General features: G+C 64.4%; 22 protein-coding genes and 1 tRNA gene. 3 read left to right on the plus strand and 20 right to left on the minus strand.

Annotated elements, in window-relative coordinates; translation table 11 throughout:
• Positions 1-20: 20 nt before the first annotated feature.
• The 3 genes from FLQ44_RS11975 to FLQ44_RS11985 form a co-directional block, all read right to left on the minus strand.
• Positions 21-290 (minus strand): PepSY domain-containing protein, encoded by a 270-nt coding sequence (locus FLQ44_RS11975; protein ID WP_147694548.1) that lies wholly within the window; start codon positions 288-290, stop codon positions 21-23.
• A gap of 552 nt (positions 291-842) precedes the next feature.
• Positions 843-1,562, minus strand: a complete 720-nt coding sequence (locus FLQ44_RS11980) for a phosphatase PAP2 family protein (protein WP_147694549.1) — start codon at positions 1,560-1,562, stop codon at positions 843-845.
• 92 nt (positions 1,563-1,654) lie between these two features.
• Positions 1,655-2,542, minus strand: a complete 888-nt coding sequence (locus FLQ44_RS11985; protein WP_147694550.1) for a DMT family transporter — start codon at positions 2,540-2,542, stop codon at positions 1,655-1,657.
• 96 nt (positions 2,543-2,638) lie between these two features.
• Between FLQ44_RS11985 and FLQ44_RS11990 the strand changes: the two genes are divergently transcribed.
• Positions 2,639-3,433 carry an AraC family transcriptional regulator gene (locus FLQ44_RS11990; protein ID WP_147694551.1) on the plus strand — a complete coding sequence of 265 codons (795 nt, stop codon included), beginning with the start codon at positions 2,639-2,641 and terminating at the stop codon, positions 3,431-3,433.
• Positions 3,434-3,488: 55 nt separating this feature from the next.
• Here FLQ44_RS11990 and FLQ44_RS11995 read toward each other — a convergent pair whose 3' ends face one another.
• On the minus strand, positions 3,489-4,913 hold the full coding sequence (locus FLQ44_RS11995) for a DUF945 family protein (RefSeq protein WP_147694552.1): 1,425 nt from the start codon (positions 4,911-4,913) through the stop codon (positions 3,489-3,491).
• Between the two features lie 114 nt (positions 4,914-5,027).
• On the opposite strand from FLQ44_RS11995, the gene FLQ44_RS12000 reads away from it, so the two are divergent.
• Positions 5,028-5,717 carry a thermonuclease family protein gene (locus FLQ44_RS12000; RefSeq protein ID WP_170252954.1) on the plus strand — a complete coding sequence of 230 codons (690 nt, stop codon included), beginning with the start codon at positions 5,028-5,030 and terminating at the stop codon, positions 5,715-5,717.
• Positions 5,718-5,727: 10 nt separating this feature from the next.
• On the opposite strand, the gene FLQ44_RS12005 is transcribed toward FLQ44_RS12000, so the two are convergent.
• From FLQ44_RS12005 to FLQ44_RS12045, 9 genes are all read right to left on the minus strand, one after another.
• Entirely contained in the window at positions 5,728-7,122 is a 1,395-nt protein-coding gene (locus FLQ44_RS12005; protein ID WP_147694554.1) for an FAD-dependent oxidoreductase, read from the minus strand.
• The gene (phnX, locus tag FLQ44_RS12010; RefSeq protein WP_147694555.1) at positions 7,119-7,934 is read right to left on the minus strand and encodes a phosphonoacetaldehyde hydrolase; all 816 of its coding nucleotides are present in this window, start codon (positions 7,932-7,934) and stop codon (positions 7,119-7,121) included. Before phnX ends, FLQ44_RS12005 begins: the two co-directional genes overlap by 4 nt.
• 10 nt (positions 7,935-7,944) lie before the next feature.
• Positions 7,945-9,045: a 2-aminoethylphosphonate--pyruvate transaminase gene (locus FLQ44_RS12015; RefSeq protein WP_147694556.1), complete on the minus strand. Its 1,101-nt coding sequence runs from the start codon at positions 9,043-9,045 to the stop codon at positions 7,945-7,947.
• A 71-nt stretch (positions 9,046-9,116) separates the two neighbouring features.
• Positions 9,117-10,808, minus strand: a complete 1,692-nt coding sequence (locus FLQ44_RS12020; RefSeq protein ID WP_147694557.1) for a putative 2-aminoethylphosphonate ABC transporter permease subunit — start codon at positions 10,806-10,808, stop codon at positions 9,117-9,119.
• Positions 10,801-11,937, minus strand: a complete 1,137-nt coding sequence (locus FLQ44_RS12025) for a putative 2-aminoethylphosphonate ABC transporter ATP-binding protein (RefSeq protein WP_147694558.1) — start codon at positions 11,935-11,937, stop codon at positions 10,801-10,803. Before FLQ44_RS12025 ends, FLQ44_RS12020 begins: the two co-directional genes overlap by 8 nt.
• Positions 11,934-12,500 carry a phosphonate degradation HD-domain oxygenase gene (locus FLQ44_RS12030; RefSeq protein ID WP_147694559.1) on the minus strand — a complete coding sequence of 189 codons (567 nt, stop codon included), beginning with the start codon at positions 12,498-12,500 and terminating at the stop codon, positions 11,934-11,936. Before FLQ44_RS12030 ends, FLQ44_RS12025 begins: the two co-directional genes overlap by 4 nt.
• Before the next feature lie 42 nt (positions 12,501-12,542).
• Entirely contained in the window at positions 12,543-13,556 is a 1,014-nt protein-coding gene (locus FLQ44_RS12035) for a putative 2-aminoethylphosphonate ABC transporter substrate-binding protein (protein WP_147694560.1), read from the minus strand.
• A 143-nt stretch (positions 13,557-13,699) separates the two neighbouring features.
• On the minus strand, positions 13,700-14,431 hold the full coding sequence (gene phnF, locus FLQ44_RS12040; protein ID WP_147694561.1) for a phosphonate metabolism transcriptional regulator PhnF: 732 nt from the start codon (positions 14,429-14,431) through the stop codon (positions 13,700-13,702).
• A 126-nt stretch (positions 14,432-14,557) separates the two neighbouring features.
• A tRNA-Thr gene (locus FLQ44_RS12045) sits at positions 14,558-14,633 on the minus strand.
• 433 nt (positions 14,634-15,066) lie between these two features.
• Here FLQ44_RS12045 and FLQ44_RS12050 point away from each other — a divergent pair.
• Positions 15,067-16,596 carry a methyltransferase regulatory domain-containing protein gene (locus tag FLQ44_RS12050; protein WP_170252955.1) on the plus strand — a complete coding sequence of 510 codons (1,530 nt, stop codon included), beginning with the start codon at positions 15,067-15,069 and terminating at the stop codon, positions 16,594-16,596.
• Between the two features lie 178 nt (positions 16,597-16,774).
• Here FLQ44_RS12050 and atzF read toward each other — a convergent pair whose 3' ends face one another.
• The 7 genes from atzF to FLQ44_RS12085 all read right to left on the minus strand — a co-directional run bounded on the left by atzF (position 16,775) and on the right by FLQ44_RS12085 (position 26,394).
• Complete coding sequence (atzF, locus tag FLQ44_RS12055) at positions 16,775-18,568, minus strand: allophanate hydrolase (protein WP_147694563.1); 1,794 nt, start codon at positions 18,566-18,568, stop codon at positions 16,775-16,777.
• Between the two features lie 10 nt (positions 18,569-18,578).
• Positions 18,579-22,166, minus strand: coding sequence for an urea carboxylase (gene uca, locus FLQ44_RS12060; RefSeq protein ID WP_147694564.1), 3,588 nt, complete (start codon positions 22,164-22,166; stop codon positions 18,579-18,581).
• A gap of 86 nt (positions 22,167-22,252) precedes the next feature.
• Complete coding sequence (locus FLQ44_RS12065; protein ID WP_147694565.1) at positions 22,253-22,906, minus strand: urea amidolyase associated protein UAAP2; 654 nt, start codon at positions 22,904-22,906, stop codon at positions 22,253-22,255.
• A gap of 12 nt (positions 22,907-22,918) precedes the next feature.
• Positions 22,919-23,707 carry an urea amidolyase associated protein UAAP1 gene (locus FLQ44_RS12070; protein WP_147694566.1) on the minus strand — a complete coding sequence of 263 codons (789 nt, stop codon included), beginning with the start codon at positions 23,705-23,707 and terminating at the stop codon, positions 22,919-22,921.
• Entirely contained in the window at positions 23,704-24,579 is an 876-nt protein-coding gene (locus FLQ44_RS12075; RefSeq protein WP_170252956.1) for an ABC transporter ATP-binding protein, read from the minus strand. Before FLQ44_RS12075 ends, FLQ44_RS12070 begins: the two co-directional genes overlap by 4 nt.
• Complete coding sequence (locus FLQ44_RS12080; protein ID WP_147694567.1) at positions 24,558-25,391, minus strand: ABC transporter permease; 834 nt, start codon at positions 25,389-25,391, stop codon at positions 24,558-24,560. The genes FLQ44_RS12075 and FLQ44_RS12080 overlap by 22 nt, the downstream gene beginning before the upstream one ends.
• Before the next feature lie 10 nt (positions 25,392-25,401).
• Positions 25,402-26,394, minus strand: coding sequence for an ABC transporter substrate-binding protein (locus FLQ44_RS12085; protein WP_147694568.1), 993 nt, complete (start codon positions 26,392-26,394; stop codon positions 25,402-25,404).
• Positions 26,395-26,426 lie beyond the last annotated feature (32 nt).

Raw genomic sequence — 26,426 nt, forward strand, 5'->3', positions numbered from 1 at the left:
GCAGGCCGGGGCAGGGCCGTTTAGTCTTCGATGTCGGTTTTTACGGCGGCGCCGCTTACCGGGTCAAAGTAGATTTCTACTTTTTTGCCTTCTTTGTTTTTGCCGTAGATCTCGTAGCAGTTACCGGACACTTTGAATTTCTTGATCTGGTAGCCCTCGGCGGTCAGCTTTTTCTTGAAGTCGGCTTCTTTCTGCCATTTGTCTTTTGGCTGGGCCTTGCACTGGGCATCGGCCAGGGCAACGTTGGAGGCAAAGGCGGCGATCAGGGCAACAGCAAACAGTTTTTTCATGGTGACGCTCCGTGTAGACCCCTGCGCAGTGCAGGTACAAGGCCATTAAAGCAAGCCAGTCTTAACGTGGGCTTATGCTTGTGGCTTGATAGCTAGTGGGCGTGAAAAAACCGCCGGTGGCGTAATGCCAGTAAGTTAGGCTAATGTGCTTGGCCATCAAGTAGGAGGGCATGAGTGAAGCGCCCCATCCCGTTGGTGCGAGCCGGGCAAAAGGGTGCACCCCAGGGTTGTGCTGAGCGAATCGAAGATTCGCACGCGCAAGACGCCGATTTGTTTGAGTCCCGAGCCGTTAGCGAGGGGCGAGTTCGGCGGCGCCTGGGGGGCATCATTTTGCGCGGGGTTTCGAGCAGTCCCGGGTTGCGGGGGAATGAAAAGGGGGTGGCAATCCGCCCCCTTTCCCGTCTGCCGGGCGGAACCGGCATTTAAGCATCGTCCGCATAGCGGACTCGCAAGCCGCTTTAACGCAACAAACTGCCAGCAAAAAATGCCAATCAGTGTTAACTACAGGCATTACGCTGGTGGCGGGCGAGTGTCGGGTAGTGCAGCCAGGTGCTAGCCGCGGCGGGCGGCCAGGTAGTCGAACACGGCAAAGCCCAGCACGCATACCAGCCACACCACCCAGCCACTCCACAGGTTGTGGCTAAGGAAATGGGCCCCGCGCGCTACCTGGCCCAGGCCCATCAGCATGCCCGCCAGCACGCCGCCCCACAGCGCCATGCGGGCGCGGGCGGGGTGGCTGGGCTGCCAGTAAAAGTACAGCGCCATCAGGGCAAAGCCGGCCGAGGCGTGGCCGCCGGGAAAGCAATGACCGGGGCCGGCGTTCAGCGGTGTCACGGCCAGGGTGGGAAAGTGTTCGGCGCTGCCGCCGTAAGCGGCCATGTCCCACGGGCAGGAGTGGGCGCTGCGTGCTTTCAGGGTGGATACCGCTGCGCTCGCTAGCATCATCATGCCGGCAGTGTAGGCGCGGCGGCTGTCACGGCGGCGCAGGCCGCTGTAGAGCAGCCACAGCGTACAGCCCGCCACGGCGTATTTGGCCAGGCGGTGGTTGAGCCAGTCCAGCCATACGCTGTCCTGCAGGGGGAAGCCCTGCAGTGCCGGGCTGTAAAACAAGCGGGTGAGGGTGTCGTCCAGCGTGGTGTCGTATTCCAGCAGCAGAAACAGCACAGCCAGCAGCGCCAGGCCCGTTAGCTGTATGGCTGCCCTGCGCAGCACGGGGAACGTGGTAGCCAGGGCCGCTGCGCCCTGCTGTGGTGTCAGTACATTGCCCTGCATGGTGGTAACCCGCTATCCGGATAGATAGCGGGCATGCTGTGCTGCCAAGCTTATGGCGTGCTTAAGCTCGTGCCGCCTGCCTAGATGGCGGCTCAGGCCGGCTGTTTGCCCCAGGCTGGCAGGCGCAGCACCCCCTGGCTGAGGCTGACGCCCAGCAAAATCAGCCCGCCACCCAGCCAGTGGTAGCCGTGGATGGTTTCCCCCAGCGTGACGCTGGCCAGCAGGGCGGTAAACAGCGGCAGCAGGTTCATGAAGATTGCCGTGCGGTCGCTGCCCAGCGTCTGGATGCCGCGCATCCAGAAGTAGGCCGCCAGAATGGACGAGGCAATGCCGGCAAACAGCACCAGTGGCACGCCCGCTGCCGGTATGGCCATGCTCTGCGCCGTGGCCGCGACCGGTATCAGCATCAGCACCGCCAGCACCACCTGCACGTACAGGTTCAGCCACTGGCCAAACGGCGGCGCCCAGCGCTTGAACAGGATGCCGTACAGCGCATAGCTGGCCGAGCCCAGCAGCATCAGCGCATCGCCCGTGTTGACGCCGCCCGCCAGCAGCGCCAGCGGCTTACCGGCACCCAGCAGGTACAGCACGCCAGCCAGCGACACCGCGACGCCCGCCGCTGCGCCGGCGCCGATGCGCTGGCGGAAGACCACGGCATTGAGCAGCAGGCCCAGCAGGGGGATCAGCGCGCAGATCACGCCCATATTGGTGGCGCTGGTCAGGTGGGCGGCGTAGTAGGCCAGGCACTGGTAGGCCACCATGCCCAGCAGCGCCAGCACGGCAAAGCGCGGCAGCATGGGGCGGATAGCCGGCCACTGCGCGCGTAGCGGCCGCAGCATCAGCGGGCTGAGCACCAGCAGCGCCACCAGCCAGCGGTAGAACGAAATGGCGGCCGGGTCCAGCACGTTGGCCGCGGCCTTGGATACCACGGTATTGGCGGCCCAGATCAGCACCGCCAGCAAGGGGAAAAAGCGTGCCATGGCAGGCTCCGTTAGCAAGAATGGCAGCAGTGTAGCGCTGTCCTGTTACTGGCATATACTGCAAAACAGACAAGCCGATACGCCATTGCCGACAATATGCCACCTTACCCGTACAGCCCTACCGACTGCAGCCTGCCGCCCCCGGCGCCGCTGTATTTCCGCCATGAGCAGTTTCTGGCCAATACCGATTTTGAATGGCACGTGCACCCCTGGGGCCAGATCAACCGTATCAGCCTGGGCATACTGGCGCTGCAGCTGCCGGACCGCACGCTGGCCGCCCCGGCCGAGTACCTGGTGTGGATCCCGGCCGATGTGGCGCACGCCGCGCACATTCGCCAGGCGCTGGACTATGTGTCGGTGTATGTGGCGCCAGCGTTGGCCGCACAGCTGCCGCCGCAGCCCTGCCTGATACCGCAAACGCCGCTGCTGCGCGCCTTGCTGGATGATTTTTGCCAGCGCGGCGTCACCGCCATGGTGGACGAATGGGACGCCATGCAGGCGCAGCTGCTGGTGCAGCGCATGGTGCAGGCCGGCAGCCAGGTCGATTACCTGCCCGATAGCCACGACCGCCTGCTGCGCCCCGTGTTGCAGGCCCTGCGCGCACAGCCGGGCGACAACACCACGCTGGCCAGCTGGGCCGTGCGCGTGCACAGCACCGAGCGCACGCTGGCGCGGCGCTTTCAGCAGCAGCTCGGCATGAGCTTTGCCGCCTGGCGCAACAGGGTGCGGCTGCTGCAGGCACTGTCCGGGCTGAAGGCCGGGCGCACCGTGGCCGACATTGCCGCCGAGCTGGGCTACGCCACGCCATCGGCTTTTATCGCCATGTTTGCCCGCCATACCGGCATCACGCCAGAGCGCTACCGGCGCCAGCTGCTGGCCGGCAGGGCATAAAACGGCTGCGGCCAACCTGGGCAAGGTTGGCCGCATGGGGCAGGTGTTGCGCGGTTTACTGGCTAAGGGTATCGCCCGGCGCTACGGGCACGGCCTGGTCTATCGGCTCGTCTACTGGCGCACTGGCTTCGTGCGCTGGGGCGCTCTGGGTTGGCTGTTGGAAGGGCTTGCCGTTTTGCAGCAGCTTGCCGTCGCTCAGGTCAAAGCGGGTTTGCAGCAGCGCGCCGGCCTGTTGCAGGCTGCCGGCGGCCAGCATATTGGCCACGGTAGTGCGGTAGCCGTGTACCAGCATGTCGCGCTGCGCCTCGGGGGCAAAATCGTTGATCCAGCGTTCGGGCAGGATTTGCGGCCAGCTGATCAGCGCCTGCAGCGCCAGCTTTTTAGCCAGTGCGGCGTCGCTGCCGGCCAGCTCGGCTTCGCTAGGCGCGCTCAGGCTGGCTTTGAGGTTCAGCGTGCTGTTGCCTTCCGGGTTGGCCAGCGTGGTCAGCTGGGTAAAGGCAGGGTTGTGCGACAGCATGCGCACCAGCAGCGCGCGGTTGGCCGGGTTGGCCAGCTGGTTGCCAAAATGGCATTGCAGCATGCCCTGGGTCAGCGCTTGCTTGTTGTAGTCGGCCAGCGCTTTGGCATCCAGCCGGCTCAGGCTGCCCTGGGCGGACAGGTCGCCCAGCGGTTTGCTGTTGTAGTGCAGGCCCACCCAGCTGCCTTTGCCGTTAATCGCCAGCATGCCGTTTTGCTCGCTGCTTTGCGCGCTGGTTTCCAGCACCCCGGCACTAAAGCTGTGCTGGGTGGCGCCCTGGCTGGCGGCAAGCTGCAAGCCGCCAAAGCGCAGGCTTTCCTGGCCCAGCAGCAGGCCGCTGCTACTGCGCTGGTACTGGCCTTTGTGCAGCAGGTCCTGGGTGGTGAGCTTGAAACGGCCTTGCGCGTCGCTGACATCGCTGCCGTGCAGCACCAGCTCGTGCTGCAGCTTTTGCAGGCCCAGGTCGTACTGGAAGGTGGCGTCCAGGCCTTTCCAGTGCAGCAGGTTGCCGTTTTTTTCTGCGCGGAAGCCCGGGCTGCTGATGCGGGTTTCCATCTGGCCCAGCCAGCCGGCACGGGTATGGATGCTAAGCGGCTGGGCATCGCCAAACAGCTGCTTGATCGGCTCGGCCCAGCTGGCCGGCCAGATGATGTCGGTACGCACGCCGGGCGATAGCGGGTTGTGCGACACCGTGTTGCGCACGGTAATACCCGGGCGCGTGCCGCCAAACAGCTCGCTGTTGATCTCGTTTTCGCAGCCTAGCTGGTAGCTCACGGTTTCCTGGCTCTGCCACAGGCTGTAGGTCTTGCTGCGGCTGATGACTTTCAGCAGCGGGTACTGCGTCATGGCCTGGTTTAGCTTGTCCAGCTGCTGGTGGCTGCGCCAGGCGGTATAGGCGCTGGCGCCACTGAAGGTGGCCAGCAGGACGGCACCGGCGGTAAGGGCTAGGTGGGCGGGCTTCATGGCGGGGCTCGTGCAAAGGAAAAATGCCACTGTATGGCAACGGAATAGCCCGGGTCAATTTGCCCGCCCCGGGCGCAGCCATTACAGTGCGTTTTTATGTTGCGGGAGCGTCGTGTGCTGAAAACCATAGCAGGGTGGCTATGCCTGTGCCTGGCGGCGGCCAGCTGGGGGGCAGGGCAGGCATGTCGTGTCACGGCTATTCATGATGGCGACACGGTAAAGTGCCTGCAAAACTGGCGCGAGCTGACCGTGCGCCTGGGGCAGATCGACGCGCCGGAACAAGCCCAGCCCTACGGCCAGCGTGCCCGCGCCGCGCTGGCGGCCCGCGTGTTTGGCCGGTCTGTACAGCTGGAACGCCACGAAACCGACAAATACGGCCGCATCGTTGGCCGCTTGTGGCTGGACGGCGTAGACATCAACCTGGCCCAGGTGCAGGACGGCTGGGCCTGGGCCTACCGTGATTACCTGAAAGAGCGGCACTATATTGCCGCCGAAAACAGCGCCCGCGCCGCCGGGCGCGGCTTGTGGGCAGGTAGCGGCCCGGTGCGCCCGCAAGACTGGCGCCGCGGCAGCCGCCGCGCCACCTCGTTGCCACCGCCGGATGCCCCCGTTGCGGCCAACCCTGGCCGTGGTGCGCCAGCCAGCCCCGCCAAGCCGGCAGCGGCTTTCCAGTGCGGCAGCAAAAACCGCTGCAGCCAGATGGCCAACTGTGCCGAGGCGCAGTTTTACCTGCAGCAATGCGGCGTGAAAAAGCTGGACGGCAATCACGACGGCATCCCCTGCGCGTCGCTATGCCGCCCTTGATGCGCCGTTGTTAGCGGTCGGCCTTGCCGGCCATGCTGGCCAGCGCCGCCAGCCGCGTGGCCAGCATGGCCGGGTGCCGCCCGGCGTCCTGTGCGGCCTCTACGCTGCGTATGGCCTGGCGCACCAGCATGGCACCGGGCCAGCGTAGCGGCTCGGGCGGAAACTGCGCCAGCGGCCCCTGTGCCAGCGGGCTGCGCGTCCAGGCGTTGTCCTGCCCTAGCAGCAGGCTGCTCAGTAGCTGCCCGCCCAGGTGGCACTGCACCACGCCATTGCCGGAATACCCCATACCGTAAAACACGCGCCGGTAGCCGGGCAGCACGCCAAAGAACGGCAGGCCGGTGGCCGAGCGGTCGGACGCGCCGGTCCAGCTTTGCGCCAGCGGCACCTCGGCCAGCGCCGGAAAAAACCGCGCGATGGCCGCCTGCAGTTGGCCGCGGTAGGCGCTGGGCTGGTCAAAGTAGGCGTGCAGGCGGTTGCCCCAGGCAATGCGGTTGCCGCCTTTGCCCAGCATCAGCCGCCCGTCCGGCGTGCTGCGCCAGTAGTGCACAAAGGTGCGCAGGTCGCACACCGCCTGGCCACGGTCCAGCCCCAGCTGCCGGATGATCTCGGGCGCAGGCTCGGTAACCACCATGTCGGACGATACCAGCACCACGCTGTCGGCTAGCTGGCCAAAGCGGCGCGGCATGGCGGCGTTTAGCGCCATCACCGCCTGCCATGCCTGTACGCAGCCCTGCGCGGTATGCACCCGCACCTTCTCGCCTTCTTGCAGGGTGGTCATGGCGCTGTGTTCGTACACGCTGATGCCCATGGCGCGCGCCACGCGCAGCAGGCCGCGTACCAGCAGCGCCGGCTGCAGGCTGCCCGCTGCCGGGCTGTACACCCCGTGCTGCAGCTGCGCGCTGCCACCCTGCGCCACGGTGGCGGCGGCGCCTAGCGGCTGCCAGCGGTTGCGGCCAACCTTGTCCAGTGCCGCCAGTACGCCATCCAGCGCGCCTGCCTGGGCGGCGCTGCTGGCAGCGTACACGGCGCCGCCTAGCCGTATGCCGGCATCGATGCCGTGCTGGCGGCAGAAGCGGTCGATGTCGAACACGGCTTGTTCCGAGGCGGCCACCAGGCGGCCGGCCTCCTCGGCGCCGTACAGCTGGCACAGTGACAGGTATTTGGTGCTCCAGGTCAGCATGCAGCCACCGTTGCGCCCCGACGCGCCGCTGCCGCACAGGTCTTTTTCCAGCACCACGATGCGCCAGTGCGGCTGCGCCTGCTGCGTCATGATGGCGGTCCACAGCCCGGTAAAACCACCGCCCACAATGCACACGTCGGCCAGCAGCTCGCCCTGCAGCGGTACTGGCTGCGGCTGGCCCTCGGCGGTTAGCGCCTGTTGTAGCCAGAAGGCTTGCTGGCTCACGGGCGTTCCCCATTGGCCAGGCGTGCCTCGATGGCGTCCAGCACCGCAGGCAGCTCGATGAGGGTGTCCACCACGTAGTGCGCGCCGGCAGCGCGCAGCTGCGCCTCAGCCGGGGCGCGGTACTCGGCCTGCTGCGCCGGGCTCAGCGCCGCCCATTCATCGGCGGTTAGCCCCACGGCGTTGCCGCTGGCGGCCAGGCCGACTGTCCACATGCCGGCACGCAGGCCTTCGGCAATGCCCGGCACGGTGTCGTCTACCTTCACGCAGTGGCGCACATCGCCCACGCCCAGCGCCAGCACATTGTCCAGCGCCATCCACGGGCCGGGGCGGCCGCCGGCGGGCAGGTCGTCGGTAGCCACGGTGTGGTCGGGCGCGTAGCCGGCGGCGGCGGCCAGCGGCAGCAGCTGGTCCATCACCACGCGCGGGTAGCCGGAGCAGCTGCCTATTTTCAGGCCGCGTGCGCGCAGGCTGTCTACTGTGGCAATGGCGCCGGGGATGGGGGCGGAGTACTCGCCCACGCGTGCCACCTGCAGCGGCATGAATTCTGCGTATAGCGCGTCCACGTCGCTGTCCTGCATGGCGCGGCCAAAGCGTGCCTGCCAGCGTGCGGCCACGCCCGGCAGGCGGCCCAGCGCCTGGATGTGGTCCCACTTGGCCAGGCCCATGGGTACGCGGGCTTCGGCCATGCTGACCGGTACGCCGATGCGCGCGAATACGTCGATCAATACCTGGGTGGGGGCAAAGGAGCCGAAATCCACGACGGTGCCGGCCCAGTCGAAAATCACGGCTTCAAGGTGTTGGTAGGTGTGCATGGTGTGTTCCTCAGGCAAGCCAGCCGAGCTGGCGCAGGGTGGAAATGATGACGTGGCAGGCCTGGCCGATTTCGGCCTGGTCGATGGCGCCGATGCAGCCCACGCGGAAGGTTTCCTGGTGGGTGAGCTTGCCGGGGTAGAGCACAAAGCCCTGTTCGCGCACCGCTTGGTACAAGGTAGCAAAGCGGTAGTCCGGGTGCGCCGGCGCGTGGAAGGTCAGGATGATGGGGGCCTGCAGCGCGGGCGGCAGAAACAGCGCCAGCCCGGCCTCGCCCAGGGTGTGCTGCAGCTGCGCCGCGTTGGCCGCATAGCGCGCCAGGCGTGCCGGCTGGCCACCTTCGGCCAGGTATTGGTCCAGCGCAGCGCGCAGCGCGGCAACCACGTGCGTGGGCGGGGTAAAGCGCCACTGGCCGGTGGCTTGCAGGTAGTCGTGCTGCGCGGCCAGGTCGAGCGACAGCGAGTGGCTGTTGCCGCGGCTGGTGGCCAGGCTGGCCTGGTTGACGATGACAAAGCCCATGCCGGGCACGCCTTCCAGGCATTTGTTGCTGCTGGCCACCAGTGCGTCGATGTGCAGCGCGGCCACGTCGATGGGCAGCGCGCCAAAGCTGGACATGGCGTCCACAATCAGGCGGCGGCCGGCGGCGTGCACCACGGCGGCCAGCTCGGCCAGCGGGTTCAGCATGCCGGTGCTGGTTTCGCAGTGCACCAGGCCTACATGGGTAATGGCCGGGTCGTCTTGCAGCAGCATGGCCAGGGTGGCGGCGTCCGGCGGGGTGTCGTCGGCGGTGGTGTACAGGCTGTGTTCGCGCCCCAGATAGCGGGCAATGTCGGCCATGCGGCGGCCGTAGGCGCCACCGGCCAGCACCAGCAGCTTGCCGCTGCGTGGTACCAGGTTGGCCACGGCGGCTTCGACGGCAAAGGTGCCGGAGCCTTGCAGGGGTACGCACACGTGGCTGCCCTGGCCGCCGGCAATGGCCAGCAGGTCGTGGCAGACGCTGGCGGTCAGCTGGTTGAAGCGGCTATCCCACGAGCCCCAGTCGGTAAGCATGGCGGTTTTGGTGGCCAGGCTGGTGGTGAGCGGGCCGGGGGTCAGCAGTATCGGTTCGCGCATGGTGTTTCCTTGCTTATCTAGATGTCTTTGCGGGGTCAGAAAAACCGGGCCGCAGCCCGGTAAGGCAGGGTTTACAGCGGGTGGCGCCAGCGCTGGCTACGCGCCAGCAGCCAGTGCGACAGCAGGGCAAACAGCAGGCAGGCGGCGCCGCTGCTGGCCACGATCAGGGTGGCCATGGCCGCGGCGGCGGCGGTATCGCCAGCGTCGTCCATGTTCAGCACCGCTACGGCTGCCAGCACGGTGTCTGGCGTGTACAGAAAGATCACCGCGGACACGGTGGTCATGGCCGACACAAAAAAGTAGCGGGCAATATCCAGCACCGCCGGCAGGCAGGTGGGCAGGGTGACGCGCCACAGCGTGCGCCACAGCGGTACTTTCAGCGAGGCGGCCACCGGCTCGAAATCGCCATCCAGCTGCGCCAGCGCCGTGCGCGCCGTCATGTGGGCGGTGGTGTAAAAGTGCGCCACCGAGCACAGCACCAGTATCGCCAGCGTGCCGTACAGGCCGTGCAGCGGGTTGGCCGCATGGTTGAAGAAAAAGATATAGCCCAGGCCCAGCACCAGCCCCGGCACCGCCATGGGCAGCATGGCCAGCGCGTGCAGCAGCTGCCCCGCCGTGCCGGCGGTGCGCAGCTTGCTGCTGCCCCAGGCGCCCAGAAACACCAGTACTGTGCCGGCCAGCGCGGTATACAGCGCCAGCTTCAGGCTGTTGGCAAACGCCAGCCAGCCGCCGCCGTCTACCAGGTCAAAGTCGAAATGCTGCAGCGTAAAGCCCAGCTGGTAAGGCCACTGTTGTATGAAGGCCGCCGCGATGGCGGTGCCCAGCAGCACCAGCAGCGCGCCACCCACCGCACTGCAGTACAGCAGCGCCAGCAGGCGCACCAGTGGCTGGCGCAGCGGCTGCAGCGGCTGTGCGCGCGCTGACACCTGGGTGCCCTGGCGCCGTTGCAGCCAGCGGTCTACCGCAAACGACAGCAGTGCCGGCAGCAGCAACAGCAGGCCGATCACCGCGCCGCGCGGGAAGTTCTGCTGGCCGATCACCTGCTTGTACGCCTCTACCGCCAGCACCGGGTACTGGCCGCCGATCACCTTGGCCACGCCAAAGTCGGTGACCACCAGGGTGAACACCACCATGGCGGCCGACACCAGGCCGTAGCGCGTGGCGGGCAGGGTAATGGTGGCAAAGCGGCGCAGCGGGCCGGCGCCCAGCGTGCGCGCTGCTTCGTACAGCCTGGCGTCGCCCACCGCCAGCGCGGTGAGCAGAATCATCAGCGCGTGTGGAAAGGTGTAAAACGCCTCGCCCAGCACGATACCGGCAAAGCCGTAGATGCTGCCGTCGGCAAACCAGCTTTTCAGCAGGCCCTGGTGGCCAAACAGGTACACCAGAGAAATACCCGGCAGCAGCGATGGCGCCAGCAGCGGCAGCAGGGCCAGCAGGCGGAACAGCCCGCGCCCCGGCAGGGCCACACGGGTGAGCGCAGCGGCGTAGCCGTAGGCCAGCGGCAGCACCAGGGCGGTGGTGGCCAGCGCCACCTGCAGGCTGCCGCCCGCCGCGCGTGCCAGCCCCGGCTGCGCCAGCGTGTCGCGCAGCGGTGCCAGGCCGGCAAAGCTGCCGTCAGCGGCCAGCATGGCCTGGCCCAGGATGGCGGCTAGCGGTAGCAGCACGGCCAGCACCAGCAGGGCCAGCAGCAGCCACAGCAGCGCGCCGGCCTGGGTTTCGTCGCGGCTGGCGGCCAGGCGGCGCGGGGTGCTCAGGCTAGTCATGCTGCTTCTCCTCGCCGGCAAACACGCGCAGCCGTGCGGCGTTCAGCGACACCGGTACGCGCTGTTGCAGGCTGATATCCAGCTGCGCCAGCTGGGCGTGGGTGATGTCGGCCACCACGTTGGCCGCACCCCAGGCCGGTACGTGCAGGCTCACACGGTAGATGGGGCCCAGCAGCTCCAGCTTGGTGATATCGGCCAGTACCGCGTCGGGCGTGGCCGGCCAGCGCGGGTGCAGCACCAGGTCTTCCGGGCGGACAAACAGGGTAAGTGCACTGCCGGGCGGGGTGCCGTGCGGTGCGGGCAGCAGCAGCGACACATCGCCCAGCGTGGCGTGCAGCGCGCTGCGGCTGCGTGCGGCCAACCAGTTGCCCTGGCCGACAAAGCTGGCCACAAAGCGCGTGGCCGGCTCGCGGTACAGCGTAAACGGCGTGGCGCACTGCTCGATGCGCCCGCCGTTCATCACCACCACGCGGTCGGCCATGGTGAGCGCCTCTTCCTGGTCATGCGTGACCATGATGGTGGTAATGCCCAGCTTTTGCTGCAGGCTGCGGATCTCGCGGCGCAGGTGTTCGCGCACGCGGGCGTCCAGCGCCGACAGCGGCTCGTCCAGCAACAGCAGGCTGGGCGAGGTGGCCAGCGCGCGCGCCAGTGCCACGCGCTGCTGCTGGCCGCCGGACAGCTGCGCCGGGTATTTGCCGGCGATCTCGTCCAGGCCGATCAGCGCCAGCAGCTCGGCGACGCGGCGCTGTTTGTCACGGCGGGCACCGCCCAGGCCGTAGGCGATGTTGTCGGCCACGGTCAGGTTGGGAAACAGCGCGTAGCTCTGGAACACAATGCCGTAGTCGCGCTGCGCCGGTGGCAGCAGGGTGATGTCGCGGCCATCCATGACGATCTGGCCGCTATCGGGTACATCCAGCCCGGCGATCTGGCGCAGCAGCGTGGTCTTGCCGCAGCCGGACGGGCCCAGCAGGCAGACGAACTCGCCCTTGCCGATGGTGAGGTCCAGCTGGCTCAGTACCTGTTGCTGGCCAAAGCGTTTGCTGATGCCGGCCAGGGTCAGGTAGGGGCGGGTGGCGGCGCCGTCGGCTGGCGGCGCTTTGTGCAGCAGGGTGGTGGGGTCGAGCTTCATGGTGTGGCTTTCAAAACGTTGGCCGCAATAGCCAGGTAGTGCGCCAGCGGCGGCGGGCTGGCGGCAGGGTCTTTGGCCAGGTCGTCGCAGTGGCGCAATAACACCGCGTCGGCTGCCCACGGGCGGGCGGCAAAGCGCTGGCAGGCGGCGGCGCTCATCACGCCGCCTTGCAGTAGCAGCGAGGCTTGCGAGGCCGGCGATAGCGCGGCGTGGTAGCCGGGCTGCACGGCGCACAAATAGCGTTTGGCGGCCACGTGCAGGGCAATGGGCTGCAATACCTCGTCCGCAAACAGGTGTTGCAGGCTGTGTACGGCCACCGCTTCGTGGTGGTCGTTAATGCCGTTTGTGACGTCCTCGTCGCCCTGTTCGCACACCAGGTGGCCCAGGTCGTGCAGCAGGGCGGCGGTAATCAGCGCCGGGCTGGCCCCCGCTTGTTCGGCCGCGTGGGCGCTTTGCAGGGCGTGCTGCAGCTGGCTGATGGCTTCGCCGCCGTACAGGCGCGTGCCACTGCCGGCCAGCAGGCTGGCGATATCGTCCAGGCGGGTAAGCGGGGTGCTGGGCATGGGGTGCTCCGGCGGCGGGGCGGGCCCGCCGCGTGGGGTGGCTTATTTCGGCTCGGATTTGTTGTCGTAGCGGCGGGTCCACTCGGCCAGGATGCGGTCACGGTTGGCCGCAGACCAGCGCAGGTCTTGCTTCACCAGGCGTTTTTCGTAGTCGGCAGGGATGTGCGGGTTGGGCTTGGCAATGCCGGGCATGGCCACGATGGCGAAGTTCTTCTCGTACAGCTCGTTAGCCGACTGCGAGGCAGACCAGTCGGCCAGGCTGCGGGCAGCGGCCAGGTTGCGCGTGCCTTTCAGGATGGCGGTGGCTTCTACATCCCAGCCCAGGCCTTCTTTGGGGAACACCACGTCAATTGGCGCCCCACCGTCTTTCAGCTTGGCGGCGCGGTATTCAAAGGCAATACCGATAGGGAACTCGCCGGCGGCGGCCTGTTTGCACGGCTTGGAGCCGGAGTGGGTGTACTGCGCAATGTTCTGGTGCAGCTTGTCCATATAGGACCAGCCTTCTTTTTCGCCAAACAGCGTGAGCCAGGCGGTAACGTCAAAATAACCGGTGCCGCTGGAGGCCGGGTTCGGCATCACGATCTTGCCTTTGTATTCCGGCTTCAGCAGGTCTTTCCAGCTTTCCGGTTTTTTCAGGCCCTGCTTGGCGGCCTCGACGGTGTTAAAGCAGATGGCGGCGCCCCAGACATCCATGCCTACCCAGGCTGGCGGGTTGCTGTCGTCTACGTAGGCTTTGCTGAGTCTGGCCACGTTCTTGGGGGCGTAGGGCTGCAGCATGCCTTCTTTTTCCAGCACCAGCAGCGAAGACGCTGCCACGCCCATCACCACGTCGGCCTGCGGGTTGGCTTTTTCGGCCAGCAGCTTGGCGGTAATGATGCCGGTGGAGTCGCGCACCCAGCGCAGCTTCACGTCCGGGTATTCCTGCTCGAACTTTTGCTGGTAGGCCTTCAGCTGGTCGGCTTCCAGTGCGGTGTACACGGTAAGGGTGGTGTCGGCCAGGGCGGCCAGGCTGGTGGTGGCCAGCACGGCGGCCAGCAGGGTGCGAGGGGTGAGCATGTCGTGCGCCTTGTGTCGGGTTGGGAGACAGGGCGCACTGTACGCGGCCAACGTTACAGGCTATTTACATCTAGATGTCTAGATGAATTTGTGTGCCCTACGCCACACCATGTGGCGCTGGCGCAGCAGCTGGCTGTCTGGATTTACAGGCTGTCGGGGGTGATTTCTACCTGCACGCTGTCACCGCCAAAACGGGTGATGCCGTATTCGATAGGGGTGCCGGTGTTGTCGGTGTACACGCTTTCCACGTACAGCACCGGCTGCTGCTTGCCCTGGCCCAGCGCGGCGGCTACCTCGGGGCGCGGCAGGCGGGCGCTGATGCGGCTCAGGCTGCGGCGAAAGCTGGCGATGCCCAGGCGGGCAAAGGCTTCGCTGGTGCTGCGGCTCTGGCGGTAGTGCTCGATAAAGCCATCGAAACGCGGCAGGGGAAAGTACTGGGTACAGACGCTGACCGGCTTGCCATCGGCCAGGTCCAGCGCCTCTACCCGCAGCACCTGGCTACCAGTGGGCACGGCCAGCATCCGCGCGACGGCGTCGCTGGCGGGCTCGAAATGGCAGGACTGGATGTCTACGTCGCTGACCAGGTGCTGGTCGCTAAGGCTGTGGGAAAAGCGGCTGCTTTTGCCCAGGCGGTAGGCAATGATTTCTTCTTGTACAAAGGTGCCGCGGCCGCGCTCTATGCGCACCAGGCCTTTGTCTTGCAGGTGCTGGATGGCCTGGCGTACGGTGTGGCGGTTCACGGCAAAGCGTTCGGCCAGGGCGGTTTCATTGGGCAGGCGGCCGCTGAGGGTGCGGGCCAGGATTTCCTGGCTAAGGGTGGCTTCGATCTGCAGCCATAGCGGCGTGCCGGCGGGGCGGGCGGTGCGTTTGTTCATGGTGTGCGGGCAAAAAGGATTTGCGCGACATTACCATGACAATGTGACAGCTGACAGCGCGTGCGCTGGCTGTGCGGTAGCCGAAAAGGCAAAAGGCCCCTGTCTTGCGACAGGGGCCTAAATGCTTGGTGCCGGAGAAAGGAGTCGAACCCTCGACCTTCTGATTACAAGTCAGCTGCTCTACCAACTGAGCTACACCGGCGTAGGACGCGAATATTAGACAAGCCCGCCCGCTTTGGCAAGCCCCTGCATGCAAAATTTTTGCATGCATGCAGGTAGAACGGGGGCGGCTGGCGGGTTTACTGCATCCACACCAGGTTGGCCCATATTTCGTCCAGGTGGATGCGGTGCTGGAAGAGGCGTTTCATGTGGTGGCTCCTGCTGTGTGATGGGTTAAAGCCATCATGCGTTATTTTTATTTAAAAGTTAAATTGATAATAAAAATACGATAGCTAAATTATTTTTATAGCGACGGCTTAAGTGGTCATGCCGTGCCCTGAAAGTTGTCGCGCTACTGCCTACAAGTCTTATACAGGTCGGTGAATATCGCGGCTGAATGCTGCGGCATAGTGGGGCCATGCGCTATGGTGGGTTTAATTTGTCCGGATACGGATTACTGCAAAGGGGAGCGCCTTATGTCCTGGTCTGCCGGTTATGTCACGGATGTGGATTACACCTACGGTTATTACAGCGAGCTGAACCCCTACTACGCGCGCTTTGTGCTGCAGGATGCCGGCTATGCACTGCCGGCCTGGCATACCGCCTGCGAGCTGGGTTTTGGCCAGGGCATGAGCGTCAACCTGCACGCCGCCAGCGGCAGCCTGCAGTGGTACGCCAACGATTTCAACCCGCAGCACGCCGCCTTTGCGCAGGAGCTGGCCGCCGCCAGTGGCAGCGGTGCCGTGCTCAGTGACGAGTCTTTTGCCGAGTTTTGCACCCGCGACGACCTGCCAGCGTTCGACTTTATCGGCCTGCACGGTATCTGGAGCTGGATTTCGGCCGACAACCGCGCTCTGATCGTCGACTTTGTGCGCCGCAAGCTGCGCGTGGGCGGTGTGCTGTATATCAGCTACAACACCTTGCCGGGCTGGGCAGCGTTTACCCCGCTGCGCAAACTGTTTGCCAGCCACGCCGAGCGTATGAGCGCGCCCGGTGCCGGTATCGAAGCGCAGGTCAAAGCCGCGCTGGATTTCAGCCAGCAGTTGTTGGCCGCAGAGCCGCGCGCGCTGTCCGATAGCCGGGTAAAAGAAAGGCTGGGCACCATTGCCAAGCAAGACCCGCACTATCTGGCGCATGAATACTTCAACCGTGACTGGGAGCCCATGTACTTTGCCGACATGGCCGCCGCGCTCGCCCCGGCCAAGCTGTCCTATGCCTGCCAGGCCAGCACGCTGGACCAGGTATCGGTGCTGCACTTTACGCCGGAGCAGCAGGCGCTGCTGGACGGTATCAGCGACCCGCTGTTTCGCGAAACCGTGCGCGACTACATTCAAAACCAGCAGTTTCGCCGCGATTACTGGATAAAAGGTGCCCGCAAACCGGCCCCGGCGGAGCAGGAGGCGCAGTGGGCGCACCTGCGTGTGGCACTGGCGGTGCCGCGTGAGCAGGTAAAAATGAAGCTGGCCTTGCCGCGAGGCACCATCAACCTGACCCCCGCGTTGTATGAGCCGGTGCTGGACGCGCTGGCCGATGGCCAGCCGCGCACGCTGGGCGAGCTGGCCCGGCAGCTGCTAGGCACCGCCTTGCAGCGCAGCCAGCTGGTAGAGGTAATACGCGTACTGGTGGGCGCGCGCATGCTGCTGCCACTGCCCGAGCAGCCGGCTGCCGATGGCCAGGCCGCTGCGCGGCTGAACCAGCGTATTGTGCAGCTGGCGCAGCATAGTGCGCGTATTGCCGCACTGGCCAGCCCGCAAGCCGGCGGCGGCGTGCCGCTATCGCGCTTTAGCCAGCTGTTTATCCAGCAATATCTGGCGGGCGAGCGCACGGCGGATAGCCTGGCGCAATATGTACACGCGCTGCTGCAGCGTAACCGCGAGCGCGTGGTGCACGAAGGCAAGATGATGGAAAGCGAAGCCGCCCAGCTTGCCCATCTGCAGGGTTTGGCACAGCATTTTCTGCAGGCCGAGCTGCCCTTGCTACAGGGCATGGGTGTGTTGCCGGCCTAATACTGTTGAGCGCGGTATGGGCCAGGGATTGGACCGCTATCTGCTGTGAGTGGGCGCGCGGCGCGCGGCGTGCCTCTGCCCTGGGCTAGCGCCTTCCGGCACCCTGGGGCAGGGCGGCCTCTTGGTGTTTGGGGCTGGCTCGCTAGCCCGTGCATGCTAGCGCTTGTGGGCTGCGGGCTTAGCGGCTACTGAGCCAGGCCCGCCACCCGCCAAAGCGGCTAATGTTTTGCGCACCAGCCACCCCTGCGGTTTCGCATAGGAAGCCACATACTTCGCTGCCGTCTGCTAGCCGTATCTTGCCAATGCCAAGCGGTGAGGGGATGGCGGCGACGAAGCTGCCAAATGCAGTGCCTGGCATCTCCCATACCTCCATGTCTATTGCTACCCCTTCTTTGTCTACCCGTACCATGCCCGGCCGCAGCGGCGGGCCACCTGGCAAGGCATAGAGCTGGTATTCGGCGGCGGAGCGTACGGTGGCAATCAGCCGTGCACCGCGATCCACCAATTGCCAGTTCAGTGGTAAGCCAGAGAGGTGCGCGCCGCAGACGGCAAGCCGAATCTGCCCATCCGCTATCGGGCTGCTGAGGTTGGCCGCAGGGGGAAGAGGCTGCCCGCTCGCCCCCAATGGCAGATTGGTGGAGGCTTGCCAGCGAGCGCCCAGCTCAAGTAGCGGTATGTCCTGGTCTGCCTGGGCGAAGATGGAGACCCCGAACGGTAGCCCGTCTGGCCGGAAGGCGGCGGGCAGTGCCACGGCCGAGTAACCCAGCAGGTTCATGAAATTGGTGTAGTAACCCAGGTGTGTGTTCAGGCCTATCGGGTCTGCCTCGATGGCAGCGATGCTTGGGTGGAACCCTGCAGTCGGTGTCAGCATCAGGCTTAGGTCTTCCCAGACACCTGCGCATTGCCGTTGCAGGTTTTTCAGCGCATAAAAAGCATCGAAGGCATCAACGGCGCTGGCCTTGCTGGCGGCCAAGGTGATTGCCCGTGTAACGGGAAACACGGATTCCGGCTGTTTGTCGATAAATGACCGGATAGCGTGGTAGCGCTCGGCGACCCAGGGGCCGTCATACAGTAGCCGTGCCACTGCCAGGAAAGGGGCAAAGTCTACTGGTACACAGGTTCCACCCAGCGCTTCCATGCGCGCTACGGCGGCCGCAAACAGAGCCGGGTTGGTGCTATCGCCAAAGAAGGCAAGCTGTGCCGGCTCAGGCACACCAAACCGGAAGCGGTCCCCCGCCTGGAAGCGGCGCCCGTGTGGCTGGGCGGGGCGACTATAGGGGTCGTCTTCATCGTAGCCTTGTGCCACGGCAAACACCTGCTGCGCATCGGCGGCGGTGAGCGCGAAAATGGACACGGCATCCAGCGAGCGGCAGGCAGGGACGATACCTTTGGTAGACAGCAGGCCACCGCTTGGTTTCAGCCCTACCAGGTTGTTGAACGCTGCGGGTACCCGGCCGGAACCTGCCGTATCGGTCCCCAGGGAAAAACTGACTTGCCCGCAGGCAACGGCTACCGCCGAGCCGGCGCTGGAGCCACCAGAAATGCTGGCCGGATGAAAGGCGTTTCGGCAGGCACCGTAGGGTGAGCGCGTACCATTCAGACCGGTAGCAAACTGATCCATATTGGTTTTGCCCAGCGGAATGGCACCGGCGGCTATAAGCTTTGCCACGATGGTCGCGCTGGATTCCGGTAGGTAGCAAAAATCCGGACAGGCGGCGGTGGTGGGGTGCCCGGCCAGGTCGATATTGTCCTTGATAGCAAAGGGAACGCCATAAAGGGGGAGGTCTGTTGCGTTACGCCCATCCAGGCTGCGTGCCATGGCCAGCACTTTTTCTGCAGGCAACAGGCTGATCCAGGTGTTGTGCTTGTCCCGGCTTGCCCGGTCTAGCAGGGTGGCAAACAGATCACTCGGTTTGAGCCCTTGGCGATAAGCGGTAGCCAGGGATTGCAGGTCGAGGCTGTGGGGTGTCATGCGTATCTCCTCAAACGGTTTGCAGAACCAGCAGCGCCTGGCCGGCAGGGACGGCGCTACCCTCGCTGCAGAGCAGCTGCGCCACTACGCCCTCCGCTGTGGCGGCGATGGTGAATTCCATTTTCATGGATTCGACAATGACCAGTGGCGTGCCCGGCCGCACTGTCTGGCCAGGCTCAACCAGGATTTTCCAGATATTCCCCGGCACATGGCTGGCTATCAGGCGGGCTCCTTCGGGCAGGTCTGGCGTACTGTTGATCTCTGCCATGTCGGCTTCGTGCTCGCAGCCTGCTTGTTCTGTGGTTTCCCAGCGTTCCCGCTCCGCGACAAAGGCCGCGCGCTGTCTGGACCGGAAGGCGTCAATGCTGACGGTGTTTTGCGAGAGAAAGTGCCGGTAATCGGCCAGCCGGAAGCTGCCTTCCTCGATGGTGAGGCTGGCGCGGCCGCTGAGAAAGTCCTGCCTGAAACGCCATAGCGCCTCTTCGCTGACCGGGATGAAGCGCACCTGATCGAAGAAACGCAGTAACCAGGGTTTCTCGAACTGGGCGGTTTGCTGCCAGCGGTTCCACATCTGTACGGTGCGGCCCACGAACTGGTAGCCCCCCGGGCCTTCCATGCCGTAGATGCACATATAGGCACCGCCGATGCCCACGGCGTTTTCCGGTGTCCAGGTTCTGGCCGGGTTGTATTTCGTGGTAACCAGCCGGTGACGAGGGTCCAGCGGGGTGGCGACCGGGGCACCCAGGTAGACGTCCCCCAGGCCGAGCACCAGATAGCTTGCATCAAACACAATACTGAACACCTCATCGATTGCATCCAGACCATTGATGCGCCGGATGAATTCGATATTCGACGGGCACCACGGCGCGTCTTTTCGGACAGATTGCATGTATTTATCGATAGCCCGCCGGGTCTCCGTGTCATCCCAGCACAGGGGCAGCAAGACGGTGCGGCTGGGCACGGCCATATCATCGATATCGGGCAGCGCGCTTTCGGCCAGCTGTAACGCGGCCAGCAGGTCGGCGCGGTTTGTGCGGCGGGCATCGAAATGCACCTGCAGCGAGCGGATGCCCGGTGTCAGCTCCAGCACGCCTGGCTGCGGGTGGGCGTGCAGCCAGTCCATCAGCAGCTGGACCCGCATGCGCAGCGCCAGGTCCAGTATCAGCGGGCCGTATTCAATCAGCAGGTAGGCGTCGCCTGCCTGCCGGTAGCGCACCTGGGGGCGGTCACCTTCTGCGGCCAACTCAGCCAGAATCGGGCTGGTGAGCATGGCGGCGTCAATGCCGGCGGGCAGGGCGGGGGCGAGCGGGGCGGCCAGCCTGGCGATGGCATCGTCGACCTGCCGTCGTTGCGCCGCCGCCATGGTGGTGCTGACCGGTATGAAGCGCAGGGTATCGCCCGGGCGCAACTGGCCCAGCTTCCACAGCTCGGCCTGGACGACAACGGCGGGGCAGACAAAGCCCCCCAGGCTGGGGCCATCCGGCCCCAGGATGACGGGCATGTCGCCGGTGTAGTCGATAGCGCCGATGGCGTAGGCGTTATCGTGGATATTCGACGGGTGCAGGCCGGCTTCTCCGCCGTCAGCTCGGGCCCACTGTGGCTTGGGGCCGATCAGGCGTACCCCGGTGCGACTGGAGTTGTAATGCACCTCCCAGTCGGTCGTGAAAAAAGTGGCGATGTCCGAAGCGGTGAAGAAATCCGGTGCGCCGTGGGGGCCGTAGAGAACACCAATCTGCCAGTGATGCCCATAGTCAGGTGCGGCTATCGATTCGCCAGCTGGCGTTTCATTGCACGGCGTAATGTGCAGCACATCCCCCAGGCGCAGGCAGCGCCCGCCGTGGCCGCCGAACTGACCCAGGGCAAAGGTGGCTTTGCTGCCCAGATAATCAGGTACATCGAAGCCACCCCTCACGGCCAGGTAGCTGCGGCACCCAGCATCATCGACAGCGCCCATGGTCAGCACGCTGCCTGCTTTGACAGCATGCGCTTGCCAGTAGGCAATGGGCTTGCCGTCCAGGTTGGCCGCAGTCCGGGCACCGGTCAGCGCGATGAGCGCATCGCAATTAAAGCGCAAGGTAGGCCCGGTCATGGTGCACTCCAGCGCGGTGCTGCCTTCCGGGTTGCCTACCAGGCGGTTGGCCGTGCGCATCGCCAGCTCATCCATCGGGCCGGAAGGCGGTACCCCGACATTCCAATAGCCTATGCGCCCGGGCCAGTCCTGAATGCTGGTCTGCACGCCTGCCTCCAGCACGTCGATGGTGGCCGGGTGGTAATGGAAGCTGTCGAGATAGCGGGTTGTCTGGCGGCCGCCGCGGAACACATCACTATCCAGTACCTGCATCAGATAGGCGCGGTTGGTCTCGATGCCATGCAGACGGGTCTGCGCCAGTGCGGCCAACAGTTTTTCAATTGCCTGTTCTCGCGTGGCCGCGTGGGCGATGATCTTGGCCACCATCGGGTCGTAGTGGGGCGGCACCTCCACCCCCGTGCAAACAGCAGTTTCCACTCGTACATCTGCCGGAAAGCTGACCTCTGTCAGCAAGCCGGAGGAGGGCTGGAATTGCTTGGCCGGGTCCTCCGCGTAGAGGCGAACCTGAACGGAGACGCCCTGCGCTGGCGGGGCAGCAGCGGGCAGTGTCAGCTCGCCGGCCGCCAGCCTGACCATCCACGCTACCAGGTCTACGCCGGTGACTTCCTCTGTGACGCCGTGCTCTACCTGCAGCCGGGTATTGACCTCCAGAAAGTAGAATTTGCCCGTATCGGCATCCATGACAAATTCCACCGTGCCGGCCGAGCGGTAGGCCACGGAGGCCATCAGGCGGATGGCGGTATCGGCAAGCGCCTGGCGCTGCGCGTCGCTTAGCCCTGGTGCAGGCGTTTCTTCGATCACCTTCTGGTGGCGGCGCTGTACCGAGCAGTCGCGTTCCCCCAGCGCCAGAACGCGCCCCTTGCCATCGCCAAATACCTGCACTTCGATATGGCGGGCGGCCTGGACGTACTTTTCCAGATAAATGCCGGCTTCCTTGAAGTTGGCGCCTGCCAGGCGCGCGACAGCGGCGTAGGCTTCGTCCAGCTCGCTTTCCGACCAGACAAGACGCATGCCGATGCCGCCGCCACCCGCCGTGCTCTTGAGCATGACCGGGTAAGCGATGCGCTTCGCTTCATCCCGGGCATGGCTGGCGTTTTGCAGCAGGCCGCTACCGGGCAACAGCGGCACGCCTGCTTGCTGCGCCAGCGCTCTGGCGGTGTGCTTCAGGCCGAAAGACAGCATTTGCTCCTTGGTAGGGCCGATAAAGGCGATACCGGCCTCTTCGCAGGCTTGGGCAAAGTCGGGGTTTTCGGACAAAAAGCCGTAGCCCGGGTGAATGCCCTGGGCGCCACTACTTTTGGCCGCGGCTAGAATCTTGTCCGCCCGCAGGTAGCTGTCGGCCGCTGCAGCCGTGCCGATGCAGATGGCCTCGTCGGCCAGGGCTACGTGGCGTGAGCCGGCATCCGCTTCGGCATACACGGCAACAGAGCGAATGCCTAGCTGCTTGAGGGTACGAATGATGCGACAGGCGATGGCACCCCGGTTTGCGATGAGAATTTTACTGAGCATGATGGCGTCACTGGCATGACGGGCCGTCCCGTCTTTTTCGTTATCCACTCAGGTCGTCCTGGGGGCACCCGATAGCGGGCAAGGGTTTAGTCCCAGATCAGCAGCCGTATGGGTGTCGGGTTGTAGGCGTTACAGGGGTTGTTGAGCTGGGGGCAATTGGAAACCAGCATCCATAGGTCCATTTCTGCCCGTAACTCCACGTACTTGCCGGCGCCGGAAACGCCGTCATCGAACTTGAGCTGCCCCTCGGCGCTGACGGGCACATTCATGAAGAAATTGATGTTGGGCACCAGGTCTGCCTTGCTCAGGCCCGAGTCAGACTGCTGGATGCACAGCAGGTAGTTGTCCCGGCAGTTGTGCATGAACTTTTTGCCCAGGGCATAGCGCACGGTATTGCTTTCTGCGGCACAGGCGCCCCCCAGCGTGTCGTGCCGACCGCAGGTGTCGGCCACGATCGTGAGCATGGCGCGGCTATCACTGCTGTAGAGCACCGAGCCGGTGGTGAGATAGATGCCACCCTGGTGCAGCATGGTCTCGGTGAGGCTGTAGTGCTCGTCCGTATCGTGGCGGTTGAAGAAGACAACGTCGGCGGCCTGGTTGCCTTCCAGGTCTATGATGCGCAGGGTCTGGCCCTTGTTTACTTCGTAAAGCCCGGGCTCGCCGGCGGGGAGCCGGGTGTCGTAGATGGCCTGGGCAGGGTCGAGATGGCTTTCCTTGATGCTGATGGCGGCGGTTTCCATGCTTTGTGTCCCTCAGGCCAGATAGAGCAGGTCGGTGTTGTGCAGTGCCCGGGCATTCTCGGGGCAGAAAGCCCGGCAATAGTCGTCTGCCGGCGCGGGGCCGCAGCGCCAAGCTGCAATACCTACCGGTGCCGGGGCGTAGTCGGGGCGGGGGTCCAGCGGGTGCGGCGCGGCACTGACCGCGACGATCACGTCCATGTCCATGCGCAAGTCCACGCTGGCGCCTGCGGGGGCGTGGTGCGGGGTGAAGTTGAATCGGCCTTCCTCGTCTACCGTCACCTTGCTAAAGAAGTTTGCCGGCGTGACCAGATCCCGGCGGGCCAGGCCGTATTTCCCTATTTCGATGAGCAGCCCGTCCGTACCGGCCCGATGCATACCGTTCCGGAATTGCTGGTAATTGTGCTCGCCATACTTGGTGTCCATGCGACGCTTGTCCAGCAGCAAGCCCAGGGGGTCATGCCAGCCCAGTTCATCATGGATAATGGACGCCATGGCCCGGCCCATATCGCTCATCAGCACATGACCGCGGGTGTAATGCGCTGTGTGCTGAGCCTTCAGGGAGTCTGGCATGTTGTAGCGTTCCAGCTTTTCCCGGGCGGAATAGAGCACCAGCGACAGGTTGGCCCCCGCGCCCAGGGCCGTGAGGCGCAGGGCGACGCCTCTGGGCAGCGCCCAGGACCAGTGGCAGCCACCGGGAATCACATCGGAGAAAAGTACTTTTTCAGCAGGCAGGTCCGGGGCGAAGTGCTGCCAGCGCTGGTCGATATCCACAGCTGTGGTGGTGGCGATAGGCGAATTCATGCTTGCACCTTGTCGATAGAGGCGAGGGATGAGAGTTTTTCCAGCTGCTGCAAGTCGGTCTTGATGCCCGAGGTTTCCCGTATCCGTTCCAGAATCACCTTCTTCAGGGCCAGAAATTCCGGGGCGAGCTTCATGTCCTGATGGCGTTCCTTTGGCAGCGGTACCTGGTAAATGGTGTCGATGCGCCCTGGCTGCGGGGCCATCAGCACGATGCGCTGGCCCAGATAGATCGCCTCTTCCACATCATGCGTAACAAAGAGAATGGTGGAGCCTTCTATGCGATGAACATGGCGTATGAGGTCGTGCATGACCTCGCGCGTCTGGGCATCCAGGGCGCCGAAGGGCTCGTCCATCAGCAGTATCTCCGGGCGGCTCATCAGTGCCCGGGCAATGGCTACCCGCTGCTGCATGCCGCCAGACAGCTGATGGGTATAGGCCTGCTCGGCGTGGCTTAACCCCATGAGCTGGATCAGTGCGTCAGCCCGGCCGGAAGCGGCTTCCACGTCTGCCGCCGTCCGGTTGTCGGTATGCACTTTCAGCTGCCGGCAGAAACGGATGTTTTCCCGTACGGTGAGCCAGGGGTAAAGGCTGTAGTGCTGGAAAATCATGGCCCGATCAATGCCGGGCCCTGTCATGGTGCGGCCATCCACCATGATGGCTCCGGAGGTGCGGGTTTCCAGGCCGGCGATCATGCGCAGCAGCGTGGATTTGCCACAGCCAGAGGCGCCCACAAAGGTGACAAATTCGTTGGCGGCAATGTCGAGGTGGGCATCTTTCAGTGCCTGCACCGGCTGCGCGCCAGTGGCGAACACCTTGTTGACGCCGCGTACCGAGATCTTGGCTGGCATGGTCAGCTCCTTGAATGAAGCCATGGGAAGGCCTTTCTGTGCAGAAGGCGGAAAGCCTGGTCGATGACGAAGCCGATAAGACCGATCAGCATGATGCCGGCGAAGATTTTGTCGGTCTGCAAGAAGCGCTGTGCCTTCAGGATGGCGTAGCCCAAGCCGGAGTTGGCCGCGACCAGCTCTGCCACCACCAGGTAAGTCCATGCCCAGCCCATGGTGATGCGCAGGGTGTCCAGCAGGGCAGGCTTGGCGGATGGCAGGATCACCTTGTCGATAATTTCACCCCGGCTGGCACCCATGGTTTGCGCCGCTTCGATCTGGGTCATGGGTACCCGCCGTACATCCTCCGCCACCATCAGCACCATCTGGAAAAACGTGCCGATGAAGATGATGGCAATCCTGGCGCTTTCATCAATGCCTACCCACAGCATGACCAGCGGAATGAACGCGACCGCGGGCATGTAGCGGATGAAGTCGGTAAGCGGCTCGCACAGCGCCTGGACGCCACGGAAGGTGCCAATCATCAGCCCCAGGGGGATGGCGAAAAGCGCGGATAACGCCCAGGCAGCCACCACCCTGTAGAGACTGATGCCGATATCGGCAGCCAGGTTGTCTTCATGCCACCAGGTGGCAATGCGGGTGATGATGTCCTGCGGGGCCGGCAGAAAGACCTTGTCCGCCCCGCTGGCTGCGATGGCGAACCAGGCCAGTAGTGGCAGCAGGAAGCTGGCCACCGCCAGAAACCAGTACGTGCCCTTCTTGATGGGGGTACGCACGCCAAGGAAAAGTCGCGGCGGCCTGTTTATCGGGTCGAAATGCGTGCTGGTATCCGGCTTCATGGCGATTTCCTTACTTCTTGGCAGCTTCCAGAATCACGCTCGCATCGATGCCTTTGCCGAAGTCGGGTGAGCCTTCGATCAGCTTGTTTTTCTGCAGGAACTGGACAATGGCAGGCCCGACGGCAACCAATGACCGGTCGCCATTGCCGGCCAGGGCGTCCAGGTTGGCTTTTTCGTCGAAGAAGCGGGTACCAGGCAGGAAGACCTTATATTCTTCGGGCTTCATGCCGACTACCTTGGACATGATCTTTACCGCTTCATCGGGGTTTTGCCTGATGAACTTTTCAGTGTCGTACCAAGCCTTCACCATCCCCACGAAGTCCTTGCGCTTGGCCTTCAAGGCTTTGTCCTGAGCTACCAGCAGATCGGGTACCAGGCCCGGCATTTCCCTGGACGAGAAGATCGCTCGCCCTTTGCCGCTCTTTTCGATCTGGTGTATCCACGGGTTCCACACTACCGCCGCCTGAACGCGCCCGGCGATAAAGGCTGCTGCGGCATCGCCTGCTGACAGGTTGACGATCTTGACATCCCCGGGTGCCATGCCGTGCTTGGTCAGCGCCGTAGCGAGTACAAAGTGCGAGATGCTGAACTCTTCCAGGGCAATGGTCTTGCCCTTCAGGTCGGCGAAGGACTTGATCTTGGGCGAGACCATGATGGCATCATTGCCGGCAGAGTTGTCATTGACCAGGATGGCTTTTAAAGGCACGCCCTTCGCCAGAGGCCCCATGGTGTCGGACCAGGTTTGGGAGTTGGCATCCAGCTTGCCGGAGGACAGCGCCGTGATGGAGTCGGTGTAGTTGGCGAACCAGACCAGTTTCACGTCGGCGTTGTGTTTCTTGAAAAAGCCTTTCTGGTCGGCCACGTACCAGGCTACCCAGCCAGTCCAGTCAGATACGCCGACTTTGACTTCGGCATGGGCGGGTGTGGCGCAGATAAGACCAAGGCCAAGCGCCAAGGCAATGGCGTGTCGATGCTTGGCAAAACAGGCAGTGATGGCTTTCATGGATGGCTCCAGATGACGGTGAATAAAGCGAG

The organism is Vogesella mureinivorans (genome assembly GCF_007644035.1).
Lineage (GTDB): Bacteria > Pseudomonadota > Gammaproteobacteria > Burkholderiales > Chromobacteriaceae > Vogesella > Vogesella mureinivorans.